General features: G+C 50.0%; 26 protein-coding genes and 1 pseudogene. 26 read left to right on the top strand and 1 reads right to left on the bottom strand.

Features of this window, described 5'->3' with window-relative positions; all coding sequences use genetic code 11:
- The 3 genes and pseudogenes from tuf to bfr form a co-directional block, all read left to right on the top strand.
- Positions 1-130: pseudogene (gene tuf, locus ACJHWK_RS22910) on the top strand (elongation factor Tu); the annotation flags it as partial.
- 182 nt (positions 131-312) lie between these two features.
- A complete protein-coding gene (gene bfd, locus ACJHWK_RS22905) occupies positions 313-507 on the top strand; it encodes a bacterioferritin-associated ferredoxin (RefSeq protein WP_000289090.1) in 195 nt (64 codons plus the stop codon).
- Positions 508-579: 72 nt separating this feature from the next.
- Entirely contained in the window at positions 580-1,056 is a 477-nt protein-coding gene (gene bfr, locus ACJHWK_RS22900) for a bacterioferritin (protein WP_000675515.1), read from the top strand.
- Here the strand turns inward: bfr and ACJHWK_RS22895 are convergent.
- Positions 1,053-1,520: a prepilin peptidase gene (locus ACJHWK_RS22895; protein WP_000340159.1), complete on the bottom strand. Its 468-nt coding sequence runs from the start codon at positions 1,518-1,520 to the stop codon at positions 1,053-1,055. The genes bfr and ACJHWK_RS22895 overlap by 4 nt on opposite strands.
- A 378-nt stretch (positions 1,521-1,898) precedes the next feature.
- Here ACJHWK_RS22895 and rpsJ point away from each other — a divergent pair, with 378 nt between their 5' ends.
- From rpsJ to rpmJ, 23 genes are all read left to right on the top strand, one after another.
- Entirely contained in the window at positions 1,899-2,210 is a 312-nt protein-coding gene (gene rpsJ, locus ACJHWK_RS22890; protein WP_001181004.1) for a 30S ribosomal protein S10, read from the top strand.
- Positions 2,211-2,242: 32 nt separating this feature from the next.
- Entirely contained in the window at positions 2,243-2,872 is a 630-nt protein-coding gene (gene rplC / locus ACJHWK_RS22885; protein WP_000579833.1) for a 50S ribosomal protein L3, read from the top strand.
- Positions 2,873-2,882: 10 nt separating this feature from the next.
- Positions 2,883-3,488: a 50S ribosomal protein L4 gene (gene rplD, locus ACJHWK_RS22880; RefSeq protein WP_000424395.1), complete on the top strand. Its 606-nt coding sequence runs from the start codon at positions 2,883-2,885 to the stop codon at positions 3,486-3,488.
- Entirely contained in the window at positions 3,485-3,787 is a 303-nt protein-coding gene (gene rplW / locus ACJHWK_RS22875) for a 50S ribosomal protein L23 (protein WP_000617544.1), read from the top strand. The genes rplD and rplW overlap by 4 nt, the downstream gene beginning before the upstream one ends.
- Before the next feature lie 17 nt (positions 3,788-3,804).
- The gene (gene rplB, locus ACJHWK_RS22870; RefSeq protein WP_000301864.1) at positions 3,805-4,626 is read left to right on the top strand and encodes a 50S ribosomal protein L2; all 822 of its coding nucleotides are present in this window, start codon (positions 3,805-3,807) and stop codon (positions 4,624-4,626) included.
- 16 nt (positions 4,627-4,642) lie between these two features.
- Positions 4,643-4,921, top strand: coding sequence for a 30S ribosomal protein S19 (rpsS, locus tag ACJHWK_RS22865; RefSeq protein WP_001138117.1), 279 nt, complete (start codon positions 4,643-4,645; stop codon positions 4,919-4,921).
- A 14-nt stretch (positions 4,922-4,935) separates the two neighbouring features.
- Positions 4,936-5,268 carry a 50S ribosomal protein L22 gene (rplV, locus tag ACJHWK_RS22860; protein WP_000447529.1) on the top strand — a complete coding sequence of 111 codons (333 nt, stop codon included), beginning with the start codon at positions 4,936-4,938 and terminating at the stop codon, positions 5,266-5,268.
- A 17-nt stretch (positions 5,269-5,285) separates the two neighbouring features.
- The gene (gene rpsC, locus ACJHWK_RS22855; protein ID WP_000529945.1) at positions 5,286-5,987 is read left to right on the top strand and encodes a 30S ribosomal protein S3; all 702 of its coding nucleotides are present in this window, start codon (positions 5,286-5,288) and stop codon (positions 5,985-5,987) included.
- A 12-nt stretch (positions 5,988-5,999) separates the two neighbouring features.
- Positions 6,000-6,410, top strand: coding sequence for a 50S ribosomal protein L16 (gene rplP, locus ACJHWK_RS22850; protein ID WP_000941212.1), 411 nt, complete (start codon positions 6,000-6,002; stop codon positions 6,408-6,410).
- Complete coding sequence (rpmC, locus tag ACJHWK_RS22845; RefSeq protein ID WP_000644741.1) at positions 6,410-6,601, top strand: 50S ribosomal protein L29; 192 nt, start codon at positions 6,410-6,412, stop codon at positions 6,599-6,601. Before rplP ends, rpmC begins: the two co-directional genes overlap by 1 nt.
- Complete coding sequence (rpsQ, locus tag ACJHWK_RS22840; protein ID WP_000130100.1) at positions 6,601-6,855, top strand: 30S ribosomal protein S17; 255 nt, start codon at positions 6,601-6,603, stop codon at positions 6,853-6,855. Before rpmC ends, rpsQ begins: the two co-directional genes overlap by 1 nt.
- A 164-nt stretch (positions 6,856-7,019) precedes the next feature.
- Positions 7,020-7,391, top strand: a complete 372-nt coding sequence (rplN, locus tag ACJHWK_RS22835; RefSeq protein ID WP_000613955.1) for a 50S ribosomal protein L14 — start codon at positions 7,020-7,022, stop codon at positions 7,389-7,391.
- Between the two features lie 10 nt (positions 7,392-7,401).
- Positions 7,402-7,716, top strand: coding sequence for a 50S ribosomal protein L24 (gene rplX, locus ACJHWK_RS22830; protein ID WP_000729185.1), 315 nt, complete (start codon positions 7,402-7,404; stop codon positions 7,714-7,716).
- Between the two features lie 14 nt (positions 7,717-7,730).
- Positions 7,731-8,270: a 50S ribosomal protein L5 gene (gene rplE, locus ACJHWK_RS22825; RefSeq protein WP_001096200.1), complete on the top strand. Its 540-nt coding sequence runs from the start codon at positions 7,731-7,733 to the stop codon at positions 8,268-8,270.
- Between the two features lie 14 nt (positions 8,271-8,284).
- A complete protein-coding gene (gene rpsN, locus ACJHWK_RS22820; protein ID WP_001118930.1) occupies positions 8,285-8,590 on the top strand; it encodes a 30S ribosomal protein S14 in 306 nt (101 codons plus the stop codon).
- Positions 8,591-8,623: 33 nt separating this feature from the next.
- Positions 8,624-9,016: a 30S ribosomal protein S8 gene (rpsH, locus tag ACJHWK_RS22815; protein WP_000062611.1), complete on the top strand. Its 393-nt coding sequence runs from the start codon at positions 8,624-8,626 to the stop codon at positions 9,014-9,016.
- A 12-nt stretch (positions 9,017-9,028) separates the two neighbouring features.
- The gene (gene rplF / locus ACJHWK_RS22810) at positions 9,029-9,562 is read left to right on the top strand and encodes a 50S ribosomal protein L6 (protein WP_000091945.1); all 534 of its coding nucleotides are present in this window, start codon (positions 9,029-9,031) and stop codon (positions 9,560-9,562) included.
- A gap of 9 nt (positions 9,563-9,571) precedes the next feature.
- On the top strand, positions 9,572-9,925 hold the full coding sequence (gene rplR, locus ACJHWK_RS22805; RefSeq protein ID WP_000358960.1) for a 50S ribosomal protein L18: 354 nt from the start codon (positions 9,572-9,574) through the stop codon (positions 9,923-9,925).
- A gap of 14 nt (positions 9,926-9,939) precedes the next feature.
- Positions 9,940-10,443, top strand: a complete 504-nt coding sequence (rpsE, locus tag ACJHWK_RS22800) for a 30S ribosomal protein S5 (protein WP_000940121.1) — start codon at positions 9,940-9,942, stop codon at positions 10,441-10,443.
- Between the two features lie 3 nt (positions 10,444-10,446).
- Positions 10,447-10,626, top strand: a complete 180-nt coding sequence (gene rpmD, locus ACJHWK_RS22795; RefSeq protein WP_001140433.1) for a 50S ribosomal protein L30 — start codon at positions 10,447-10,449, stop codon at positions 10,624-10,626.
- A gap of 3 nt (positions 10,627-10,629) precedes the next feature.
- Entirely contained in the window at positions 10,630-11,064 is a 435-nt protein-coding gene (gene rplO, locus ACJHWK_RS22790) for a 50S ribosomal protein L15 (RefSeq protein WP_001238917.1), read from the top strand.
- A gap of 7 nt (positions 11,065-11,071) precedes the next feature.
- Complete coding sequence (secY, locus tag ACJHWK_RS22785; RefSeq protein ID WP_001118861.1) at positions 11,072-12,403, top strand: preprotein translocase subunit SecY; 1,332 nt, start codon at positions 11,072-11,074, stop codon at positions 12,401-12,403.
- A 31-nt stretch (positions 12,404-12,434) separates the two neighbouring features.
- Positions 12,435-12,551 carry a 50S ribosomal protein L36 gene (gene rpmJ, locus ACJHWK_RS22780; protein ID WP_000868187.1) on the top strand — a complete coding sequence of 39 codons (117 nt, stop codon included), beginning with the start codon at positions 12,435-12,437 and terminating at the stop codon, positions 12,549-12,551.
- Positions 12,552-12,658 lie beyond the last annotated feature (107 nt).

The raw sequence follows: 12,658 nt of genomic DNA, 5'->3' as shown, positions 1-12,658 counted from the left end.
GCCGGGCGACAACATCAAAATGGTTGTTACCCTGATCCACCCGATCGCGATGGACGACGGTCTGCGTTTCGCAATCCGTGAAGGCGGCCGTACCGTTGGCGCGGGCGTTGTTGCTAAAGTTCTGGGCTAATTACACGTTAATTAGTTTCGAATTAAAAAGGGCGCTTCGGCGCCCTTTTTGCTGCCCGTAATTTGAGCTCGAAATATTTAGTCGTAATTTCACTCGCTGAACTATGGCGCAAATAAAACTGTGCTATTGTAATCATAACCATTCTCATTTACACTTTGCGCAGAATTTGAACGGGAGCAATCATGTACGTTTGTTTGTGTAATGGTGTAAGTGACAAAAAAATTCGCCAGGCAGTCCGTCAGTTTCATCCGCAATCTTTCCAACAATTGCGTAAGTTTATTCCTGTGGGAAATCAATGCGGTAAGTGCATTCGCGCCGCGCGCGAAGTGATGCAGGACGAGTTGATGCAGATGCCAGAATTTAAAGAGATTGCCTGAAGCCCACGCTTATTTTTTGACATCCCGCTAGCCCCATCTACGCTCTAATAGTGGAAGCGGAGGGACTATAAAATGAAAGGTGATGTTAAAATCATAAATTATCTCAATAAACTATTGGGAAATGAGCTTGTCGCAATCAATCAGTATTTTCTCCATGCCCGGATGTTTAAAAACTGGGGCCTGATGCGTCTCAATGACGTCGAATACCATGAATCTATCGATGAGATGAAACACGCTGATAAATATATCGAGCGTATTTTGTTTTTAGAAGGAATCCCCAACTTACAGGATTTAGGCAAACTGGGGATTGGTGAAGATGTCGAGGAGATGCTGCAATCCGACCTGCGATTAGAACTGGAAGGCGCTAAGGATCTCCGTGAGGCTATCGCGTATGCCGACAGCGTTCATGACTATGTTAGCCGTGATATGATGATCGAGATCCTTGCTGATGAAGAAGGTCATATTGACTGGCTCGAAACTGAGCTGGATCTCATCGGTAAAATCGGTCTACAAAATTACCTGCAATCACAAATAAAAGTTAAAGATTAACGGCCTGCCAGCAAACTATCCCAGCCTACAACGAAACCCGCAGCCGCCAGAAATGGCCCAAACGGCAGCGGGTTTTTTAATGACTCTTTTCCTCTCATGAGCAGACCAATAACTACGGCTCCGCAAGCGAATGAGGCAGCAAGGAAAACCAGTCGTGGCAAGAAGGTCCATGTATGCCAGGCACCAAGGGCGGCGAGAAACTTCACATCACCATAGCCTAATCCTTCTTTATGACGCAGTATGCGATACCCCCAGTAAATGACAGCGAATGTGCCGTAACCAATAATCGCCCCCCATAACGCATCGGCTAAACCGTCAGGATTACAAACTTGATAGAACAAAAGACCTGACCAGAGTAACGGGCACGTAAATCTGTCAGGTAACAAGCCATGCTTTGCATCCCAGAAAAAAAGTAGGGCTGATAAACAAGCGTACAAAATCAGAAAGGGAAGGGTAGCGTCCATAAAACATCCTCTGTAATTGGAGTATCACCATCGAATAACTCCGGATGCTCAGCAACAGAGAAATCGCTGATTTGTTAACCTGGTTCCGGTGAAAAACGCTATCTTCACAACTTTACAAATTTCGTGGAATACAGCTCGCAATCTGCGCGTTGCGATTAATTTCTACCCGATGCTTGCGTCAGGCTCAGATTTGCGTATAATGCGCGGGCTTGTCGTAGTTGACAGCAGGTTCAATCTGAACCTCAGTTAGCCGAATTTGGCTACCTAACAATGCTCCCAATCGGGGAGCTACGTAAGAACGGTTACACTCTCCCATCAATCGTAATGGGTCTGAGGAGTAATCATTTTCGTTTATAAAATAATTGGAGCTCTGGTCTCATGCAGAACCAAAGAATCCGTATCCGCCTGAAAGCGTTTGATCATCGTCTGATCGATCAAGCAACCGCGGAAATCGTCGAGACTGCCAAGCGCACTGGTGCGCAGGTCCGTGGTCCGATCCCGCTGCCGACACGCAAAGAGCGCTTCACTGTTCTGATCTCCCCGCACGTCAACAAAGATGCGCGCGATCAGTACGAAATCCGTACTCACTTGCGTCTGGTTGACATCGTTGAGCCAACCGAGAAAACCGTTGATGCTCTGATGCGTCTGGATCTGGCTGCCGGTGTAGACGTGCAGATCAGCCTGGGTTAATCAGGTCATTGAGCGATTGAGAGGTTGAAACAATGATTGGTTTAGTCGGTAAAAAAGTGGGTATGACCCGTATCTTCACAGAAGACGGCGTTTCTATCCCAGTAACCGTAATCGAAGTTGAAGCAAACCGCGTTACTCAGGTTAAAGACCTGGCTAACGATGGCTACCGTGCTATTCAGGTAACCACCGGTGCTAAAAAAGCTAACCGTGTGACCAAGCCTGAAGCTGGCCACTTCGCTAAAGCTGGCGTAGAAGCTGGCCGTGGTCTGTGGGAATTCCGCCTGGCTGAAGGCGAAGAGTTCACTGTAGGTCAGAGCATTAGCGTTGAACTGTTTGCTGACGTTAAAAAAGTTGACGTAACTGGCACCTCTAAAGGTAAAGGTTTCGCAGGTACCGTTAAGCGCTGGAACTTCCGTACCCAGGACGCTACTCACGGTAACTCCTTGTCTCACCGCGTTCCGGGTTCTATTGGTCAGAACCAGACTCCGGGCAAAGTGTTCAAAGGCAAGAAAATGGCAGGTCAGATGGGTAACGAACGTGTAACCGTTCAGAGCCTTGACGTAGTACGCGTTGACGCTGAGCGCAACCTGCTGCTGGTTAAAGGTGCTGTCCCGGGTGCAACCGGTAGCGACCTGATCGTTAAACCAGCTGTGAAGGCGTAAGGAGATAGCAATGGAATTAGTATTGAAAGACGCGCAGAGCGCGCTGACTGTTTCCGAAACTACCTTCGGTCGTGATTTCAACGAAGCGCTGGTTCACCAGGTTGTTGTTGCTTATGCAGCTGGTGCTCGTCAGGGTACTCGTGCTCAGAAGACTCGTGCTGAAGTAACTGGTTCCGGTAAAAAACCGTGGCGCCAGAAAGGCACCGGCCGTGCGCGTTCTGGTTCTATCAAGAGCCCGATCTGGCGTTCTGGTGGCGTGACCTTTGCTGCTCGTCCGCAGGACCACAGTCAAAAAGTTAACAAGAAGATGTACCGCGGCGCGCTGAAAAGCATCCTGTCCGAACTGGTACGTCAGGATCGTCTGATCGTTGTCGAGAAGTTCTCTGTAGAAGCGCCGAAAACCAAGCTGCTGGCACAGAAACTGAAAGACATGGCTCTGGAAGATGTGCTGATCATCACCGGTGAGCTGGACGAAAACCTGTTCCTGGCTGCGCGCAACCTGCACAAGGTTGACGTACGCGATGCAACTGGTATCGACCCGGTTAGCCTGATCGCCTTCGACAAAGTCGTAATGACTGCTGATGCTGTTAAGCAAGTTGAGGAGATGCTGGCATGATTCGTGAAGAACGTCTGCTGAAGGTGCTGCGTGCACCGCACGTTTCTGAAAAAGCGTCTACTGCGATGGAAAAATCCAACACCATCGTACTCAAAGTTGCTAAAGACGCGACCAAAGCAGAAATCAAAGCTGCTGTGCAGAAACTGTTTGAAGTCGAAGTCGAAGTCGTTAACACCCTGGTAGTTAAAGGGAAAGTTAAACGTCACGGACAGCGTATCGGTCGTCGTAGCGACTGGAAAAAAGCTTACGTCACCCTGAAAGAAGGCCAGAATCTGGACTTCGTTGGCGGCGCTGAGTAAGTCGGAGGAGTAATACAATGGCAGTTGTTAAATGTAAACCGACATCTCCGGGTCGTCGCCACGTTGTTAAAGTGGTTAACCCTGAGCTGCACAAGGGCAAACCTTTTGCTCCGTTGCTGGAAAAAAACAGCAAATCCGGTGGTCGTAACAACAATGGCCGTATCACCACTCGTCATATCGGTGGTGGCCACAAGCAGGCTTACCGTATTGTTGACTTCAAACGCAACAAAGACGGTATCCCGGCAGTTGTTGAACGTCTTGAGTACGATCCGAACCGTTCCGCGAACATCGCGCTGGTTCTGTACAAAGACGGTGAACGCCGTTACATCCTGGCCCCTAAAGGCCTGAAAGCTGGCGACCAGATTCAGTCTGGCGTTGATGCTGCAATCAAACCAGGTAACACCCTGCCGATGCGCAACATCCCGGTTGGTTCTACTGTTCATAACGTAGAAATGAAACCAGGTAAAGGCGGTCAGCTGGCACGTTCCGCTGGTACTTACGTTCAGATCGTTGCTCGTGATGGTGCTTATGTCACCCTGCGTCTGCGTTCTGGTGAAATGCGTAAAGTAGAAGCAGACTGCCGTGCAACTCTGGGCGAAGTTGGCAATGCTGAGCATATGCTGCGCGTTCTGGGTAAAGCAGGTGCTGCACGCTGGCGTGGTGTTCGTCCGACCGTTCGCGGTACCGCGATGAACCCGGTAGACCACCCACATGGTGGTGGTGAAGGTCGTAACTTTGGTAAGCACCCGGTAACTCCGTGGGGCGTTCAGACCAAAGGTAAGAAGACCCGCAGCAACAAGCGTACTGATAAATTCATCGTACGTCGCCGTAGCAAATAATTTTAGAGGATAAGCCATGCCACGTTCTCTCAAGAAAGGTCCTTTTATTGACCTGCACTTGCTGAAGAAGGTAGAGAAAGCGGTGGAAAGCGGAGACAAGAAGCCCCTGCGCACTTGGTCCCGTCGTTCAACGATCTTTCCTAACATGATCGGTTTGACCATCGCTGTCCATAATGGTCGTCAGCACGTTCCGGTATTTGTAACCGACGAAATGGTCGGTCACAAACTGGGTGAATTCGCACCGACTCGTACTTATCGCGGCCACGCTGCTGATAAAAAAGCGAAGAAGAAATAAGGTAGGAGGAAGAGATGGAAACTATCGCTAAACATCGCCATGCTCGTTCTTCTGCTCAGAAGGTTCGCCTTGTTGCAGACCTGATTCGCGGTAAGAAAGTGTCGCAGGCTCTGGATATTTTGACCTACACCAACAAGAAAGCGGCTGTACTGGTCAAGAAAGTTCTGGAATCTGCCATTGCTAACGCTGAACACAACGATGGCGCTGACATTGACGATCTGAAAGTTACGAAAATTTTCGTAGACGAAGGCCCGAGCATGAAGCGCATTATGCCGCGTGCAAAAGGTCGTGCAGATCGCATCCTGAAGCGCACCAGCCACATCACTGTGGTTGTGTCCGATCGCTGAGACTCTGGAGACTAGCAATGGGTCAGAAAGTACATCCTAATGGTATTCGCCTGGGTATTGTAAAACCATGGAACTCTACCTGGTTTGCGAACACCAAAGAATTCGCTGACAACCTGGACAGCGATTTTAAAGTACGTCAGTACCTGACTAAGGAACTGGCTAAAGCGTCCGTATCTCGTATCGTTATCGAGCGTCCGGCTAAGAGCATCCGTGTAACCATTCACACTGCTCGCCCGGGTATCGTTATCGGTAAAAAAGGTGAAGACGTAGAAAAACTGCGTAAGGTCGTAGCGGACATCGCTGGCGTTCCTGCACAGATCAACATCGCCGAAGTTCGTAAGCCTGAACTGGACGCAAAACTGGTTGCTGACAGCATCACTTCTCAGCTGGAACGTCGCGTTATGTTCCGTCGTGCTATGAAGCGTGCTGTACAGAACGCAATGCGTCTGGGCGCTAAAGGTATTAAAGTTGAAGTTAGCGGCCGTCTGGGCGGCGCGGAAATCGCACGTACCGAATGGTACCGCGAAGGTCGCGTACCGCTGCACACTCTGCGTGCTGACATCGACTACAACACCTCTGAAGCGCACACCACTTACGGTGTAATCGGCGTTAAAGTGTGGATCTTCAAAGGCGAGATCCTGGGTGGTATGGCTGCTGTTGAACAACCGGAAAAACCGGCTGCTCAGCCTAAAAAGCAGCAGCGTAAAGGCCGTAAATAAGGAGCGTCGCTGATGTTACAACCAAAGCGTACAAAATTCCGTAAAATGCACAAAGGCCGTAACCGCGGTCTGGCGCAGGGTACGGATGTTAGCTTCGGCAGCTTCGGTCTGAAAGCTGTTGGCCGTGGTCGTCTGACTGCCCGTCAGATCGAAGCAGCACGTCGTGCTATGACCCGTGCAGTTAAGCGTCAAGGTAAGATCTGGATCCGTGTGTTCCCGGACAAACCGATCACTGAAAAGCCGCTGGCAGTGCGTATGGGTAAAGGTAAAGGTAACGTGGAGTATTGGGTTGCCTTGATTCAGCCGGGTAAAGTCCTGTATGAAATGGACGGTGTTCCGGAAGAGCTGGCCCGTGAAGCATTCAAGCTGGCAGCAGCGAAACTGCCGATTAAAACCACCTTTGTAACTAAGACGGTGATGTAATGAAAGCAAAAGAGCTGCGTGAGAAGAGTGTTGAAGAGCTGAACACCGAGCTGCTGAACCTGCTGCGTGAGCAGTTCAACCTGCGTATGCAGGCTGCAAGTGGCCAGCTGCAACAGTCTCACCTGTTGAAGCAAGTGCGTCGCGATGTCGCACGCGTTAAGACTTTACTGAACGAGAAGGCGGGTGCGTAATGACCGATAAAATCCGTACTCTGCAAGGTCGCGTTGTTAGCGACAAAATGGAGAAATCCATTGTTGTTGCTATCGAACGTTTTGTGAAACACCCGATCTACGGTAAATTCATCAAGCGTACGACCAAACTGCACGTACATGACGAGAACAACGAATGCGGTATCGGTGACGTGGTTGAAATCCGCGAATGCCGTCCGCTGTCCAAGACTAAATCCTGGACGCTGGTTCGCGTTGTAGAGAAAGCGGTTCTGTAATACAGTACGCTCTCTCGATACGAATAAACGGCTCAGAAATGAGCCGTTTATTTTTTCTACCCATATCCTTGAAGCGGTGTTATAATGCCGCGCCCTCGATATGGGGATTTTTAACGACCTGATTTTCGGGTCTCAGTAGTAGTTGACATTAGCGGAGCACTAAAATGATCCAAGAACAGACTATGCTGAACGTCGCCGACAACTCCGGTGCACGTCGCGTAATGTGTATCAAGGTTCTGGGTGGCTCGCACCGTCGCTACGCAGGCGTAGGCGACATCATCAAGATCACCATCAAAGAAGCAATTCCGCGTGGTAAGGTCAAAAAAGGTGATGTGCTGAAGGCGGTAGTGGTGCGCACCAAGAAGGGTGTTCGTCGCCCGGACGGTTCTGTCATTCGCTTCGATGGTAATGCTTGTGTTCTTCTGAACAACAACAGCGAGCAGCCTATCGGTACGCGTATTTTTGGGCCGGTAACTCGTGAGCTTCGTAGTGAGAAGTTCATGAAAATTATCTCTCTGGCACCAGAAGTACTCTAAGGAGCGAATCATGGCAGCGAAAATCCGTCGTGATGACGAAGTTATCGTGTTAACCGGTAAAGATAAAGGTAAACGCGGTAAAGTTAAGAATGTCCTGTCTTCCGGCAAGGTCATTGTTGAAGGTATCAACCTGGTTAAGAAACATCAGAAGCCGGTTCCGGCCCTGAACCAACCGGGTGGCATCGTTGAAAAAGAAGCCGCTATTCAGGTTTCCAACGTAGCAATCTTCAATGCGGCAACCGGCAAGGCTGACCGTGTAGGCTTTAGATTCGAAGACGGTAAAAAAGTCCGTTTCTTCAAGTCTAACAGCGAAACTATCAAGTAATTTGGAGTAGTACGATGGCGAAACTGCATGATTACTACAAAGACGAAGTAGTTAAAAAACTCATGACTGAGTTTAACTACAATTCTGTCATGCAAGTCCCTCGGGTCGAGAAGATCACCCTGAACATGGGTGTTGGTGAAGCGATCGCTGACAAAAAACTGCTGGATAACGCAGCAGCAGACCTGGCAGCAATCTCCGGTCAAAAACCGCTGATCACCAAAGCACGCAAATCTGTTGCAGGCTTCAAAATCCGTCAGGGCTATCCGATCGGCTGTAAAGTAACTCTGCGTGGCGAACGCATGTGGGAGTTCTTTGAGCGCCTGATCACTATTGCTGTACCTCGTATCCGTGACTTCCGTGGCCTGTCCGCTAAGTCTTTCGACGGTCGTGGTAACTACAGCATGGGTGTCCGTGAGCAGATCATCTTCCCAGAAATCGACTACGATAAAGTCGACCGCGTTCGTGGTTTGGATATTACCATTACCACTACTGCGAAATCTGACGAAGAAGGCCGCGCTCTGCTGGCTGCCTTTGACTTCCCGTTCCGCAAGTAAGGTAGGGTTACTAAATGGCTAAGCAATCAATGAAAGCACGCGAAGTAAAACGCGTAGCTTTAGCTGATAAATACTTCGCGAAACGCGCTGAACTGAAAGCGATCATCTCTGATGTGAACGCTTCCGACGAAGATCGTTGGAACGCTGTTCTCAAGCTGCAGACTCTGCCGCGTGATTCCAGCCCGTCTCGTCAGCGTAACCGCTGCCGTCAAACAGGTCGTCCGCATGGTTTCCTGCGGAAGTTCGGGTTGAGCCGTATTAAGGTCCGTGAAGCCGCTATGCGCGGTGAAATCCCGGGTCTGAAAAAGGCTAGCTGGTAATTGTCACCAATTGAATCACGGGAGTAAAGACAGATGAGCATGCAAGATCCGATCGCGGATATGCTGACCCGTATCCGTAACGGTCAGGCCGCGAACAAAGCTGCGGTCACCATGCCTTCCTCCAAGCTGAAAGTGGCAATCGCCAACGTGCTGAAGGAAGAAGGTTTTATTGAAGATTTTAAAGTTGAAGGCGACACCAAGCCTGAACTGGAACTTACTCTGAAGTATTTCCAGGGCAAAGCTGTTGTAGAAAGCATTCAGCGTGTCAGCCGCCCAGGTCTGCGCATCTATAAACGTAAAGATGAGCTGCCGAAAGTTATGGCGGGTCTGGGTATCGCAGTTGTTTCTACCTCTAAAGGTGTTATGACTGATCGTGCAGCGCGCCAGGCTGGTCTTGGTGGCGAAATTATCTGCTACGTAGCCTAATCGGAGGAAAAAATGTCTCGTGTTGCTAAAGCACCGGTCGTTGTTCCTGCCGGCGTTGATGTAAAAATCAACGGTCAGGTTATTACGATCAAAGGTAAAAACGGCGAGCTGACTCGTACTCTCAACGATGCTGTTGAAGTTAAACATGCAGATAATACCCTGACCTTCGGTCCGCGTGATGGTTACGCAGACGGTTGGGCACAGGCTGGTACCGCGCGTGCCCTGCTGAACTCAATGGTTATCGGTGTTACCGAAGGCTTCACTAAGAAGCTGCAGCTGGTTGGTGTAGGTTACCGTGCAGCGGTTAAAGGCAATGTGATTAACCTGTCTCTGGGTTTCTCTCATCCTGTTGACCATCAGCTGCCTGCGGGTATCACTGCTGAATGTCCGACTCAGACTGAAATCGTGCTGAAAGGCGCTGATAAGCAGGTGATCGGCCAGGTTGCAGCGGATCTGCGCGCCTACCGTCGTCCTGAGCCTTACAAAGGCAAGGGTGTTCGTTACGCCGACGAAGTCGTGCGTACCAAAGAGGCTAAGAAGAAGTAAGGTAACACTATGGATAAGAAATCTGCTCGTATCCGTCGTGCGACCCGCGCACGCCGCAAGCTCCAGGAGCTGGGCGCAACTCGCCTGGTGGTACATCGTACCCCGCGTCACATTTACGCACAGGTAATTGCACCGAACGGTTCTGAAGTTCTGGTAGCTGCTTCTACTGTAGAAAAAGCTATCGCTGAACAACTGAAGTACACCGGTAACAAAGACGCGGCTGCAGCTGTGGGTAAAGCTGTCGCTGAACGCGCTCTGGAAAAAGGCATCAAAGATGTATCCTTTGACCGTTCCGGGTTCCAATATCATGGTCGTGTCCAGGCACTGGCAGATGCTGCCCGTGAAGCTGGCCTTCAGTTCTAAGGTAGAGGTGTAAGATGGCTCACATCGAAAAACAAGCTGGCGAACTGCAGGAAAAGCTGATCGCGGTAAACCGCGTATCTAAAACCGTTAAAGGTGGTCGTATTTTCTCCTTCACAGCTCTGACTGTAGTTGGCGATGGTAACGGTCGCGTTGGTTTTGGTTACGGTAAAGCGCGTGAAGTTCCAGCAGCGATCCAGAAAGCGATGGAAAAAGCCCGTCGCAATATGATTAACGTCGCGCTGAATAACGGCACTCTGCAACACCCTGTTAAAGGTGTTCATACGGGTTCTCGCGTATTCATGCAGCCGGCTTCCGAAGGTACCGGTATCATCGCCGGTGGTGCAATGCGCGCCGTTCTGGAAGTCGCTGGGGTTCATAACGTACTGGCTAAAGCGTATGGTTCCACCAACCCGATTAACGTGGTTCGTGCAACTATCGATGGCCTGGAAAATATGAATTCTCCAGAAATGGTCGCTGCCAAGCGTGGTAAATCCGTTGAAGAAATTCTGGGGAAATAAACCATGGCAAAGACTATTAAAATTACTCAAACCCGCAGTGCAATCGGTCGTCTGCCGAAACACAAGGCAACGCTGCTTGGCCTGGGTCTGCGTCGTATTGGTCACACCGTAGAGCGCGAGGATACTCCTGCTATTCGCGGTATGATCAACGCGGTTTCCTTCATGGTTAAAGTTGAGGAGTAAGAGATGCGTTTAAATACTCTGTCTCCGGCCGAAGGCTCCAAAAAGGCGGGTAAACGCCTGGGTCGTGGTATCGGTTCTGGCCTCGGTAAAACCGGTGGTCGTGGTCACAAAGGTCAGAAGTCTCGTTCTGGCGGTGGCGTACGTCGCGGTTTCGAGGGTGGTCAGATGCCTCTGTACCGTCGTCTGCCGAAATTCGGCTTCACTTCTCGTAAAGCAGCGATTACAGCCGAAGTTCGTCTGTCTGACCTGGCTAAAGTAGAAGGCGGTGTTGTAGACCTGAACACGCTGAAAGCGGCTAACATTATCGGTATCCAGATCGAGTTCGCGAAAGTGATCCTGGCTGGCGAAGTAACTACTCCGGTAACTGTTCGTGGCCTGCGTGTTACTAAAGGCGCTCGTGCTGCTATCGAAGCTGCTGGCGGTAAAATCGAGGAATAAGTAGCAGATGGCTAAACAACCGGGATTAGATTTTCAAAGTGCCAAAGGTGGCTTAGGCGAGCTGAAACGCAGACTGCTGTTTGTTATCGGTGCGCTGATTGTGTTCCGTATTGGCTCTTTTATTCCGATCCCTGGTATTGATGCCGCTGTACTTGCCAAACTGCTTGAGCAACAGCGAGGCACCATCATTGAAATGTTTAACATGTTCTCTGGTGGTGCTCTCAGCCGTGCTTCTATCTTTGCTCTGGGGATCATGCCGTATATTTCGGCATCGATCATTATCCAGCTGCTGACGGTGGTTCACCCAACGTTGGCAGAAATTAAGAAAGAAGGGGAGTCTGGTCGTCGTAAGATCAGCCAGTACACCCGCTACGGTACTCTGGTGCTGGCAATATTCCAGTCGATCGGTATTGCTACCGGTCTGCCGAATATGCCTGGTATGCAAGGCCTGGTCATTAACCCGGGCTTTGCATTCTACTTCACCGCTGTTGTAAGTCTGGTCACAGGAACCATGTTCCTGATGTGGTTGGGCGAACAGATTACTGAACGAGGTATCGGCAACGGTATTTCAATTATTATCTTCGCCGGTATTGTCGCGGGACTCCCGCCAGCCATTGCCCATACTATCGAGCAAGCGCGTCAAGGCGACCTGCACTTCCTCGTGTTGCTGTTGGTTGCAGTATTAGTATTTGCAGTGACGTTCTTTGTTGTATTTGTTGAGCGTGGTCAACGCCGCATTGTGGTAAACTACGCGAAACGTCAGCAAGGTCGTCGTGTCTATGCTGCACAGAGCACACATTTACCGCTGAAAGTGAATATGGCGGGGGTAATCCCGGCAATCTTCGCTTCCAGTATTATTCTGTTCCCGGCGACCATCGCGTCATGGTTCGGGGGCGGTACTGGTTGGAACTGGCTGACAACAATTTCGCTGTATTTGCAGCCTGGGCAACCGCTTTATGTGTTACTCTATGCGTCTGCAATCATCTTCTTCTGTTTCTTCTACACGGCGTTGGTTTTCAACCCGCGTGAAACAGCAGATAACCTGAAGAAGTCCGGTGCATTTGTACCAGGAATTCGTCCGGGAGAGCAAACGGCGAAGTATATCGATAAAGTAATGACCCGCCTGACCTTGGTTGGTGCGCTGTACATTACCTTTATCTGCCTGATCCCGGAGTTCATGCGTGATGCAATGAAAGTACCGTTCTACTTCGGTGGGACCTCACTGCTTATCGTTGTTGTCGTGATTATGGACTTTATGGCTCAAGTGCAAACTCTGATGATGTCCAGTCAGTATGAGTCTGCATTGAAGAAGGCGAACCTGAAAGGCTACGGCCGATAATTGGTCGCCCGAGAAGTTACGGAGAGTAAAAATGAAAGTTCGTGCTTCCGTCAAGAAATTATGCCGTAACTGCAAAATCGTTAAGCGTGATGGTGTCATCCGTGTGATTTGCAGTGCCGAGCCGAAGCATAAACAGCGCCAAGGCTGATTTTTTCGCATATTTTTCTTGCAAAGTTGGGTTGAGCTGGCTAGATTAGCCAGCCAATCTTTTGTATGTCTGTGCGTTTCCATTTGAGTATCCTGAAAACGGGCTTT

The organism is Escherichia sp. WS547, assembly GCF_046486065.1.
Lineage (GTDB): Bacteria > Pseudomonadota > Gammaproteobacteria > Enterobacterales > Enterobacteriaceae > Escherichia > Escherichia coli.
The sequence above is the reverse complement of the archived record's forward strand: the minus strand, read 5'-3'. Positions and strand labels throughout refer to the sequence as shown.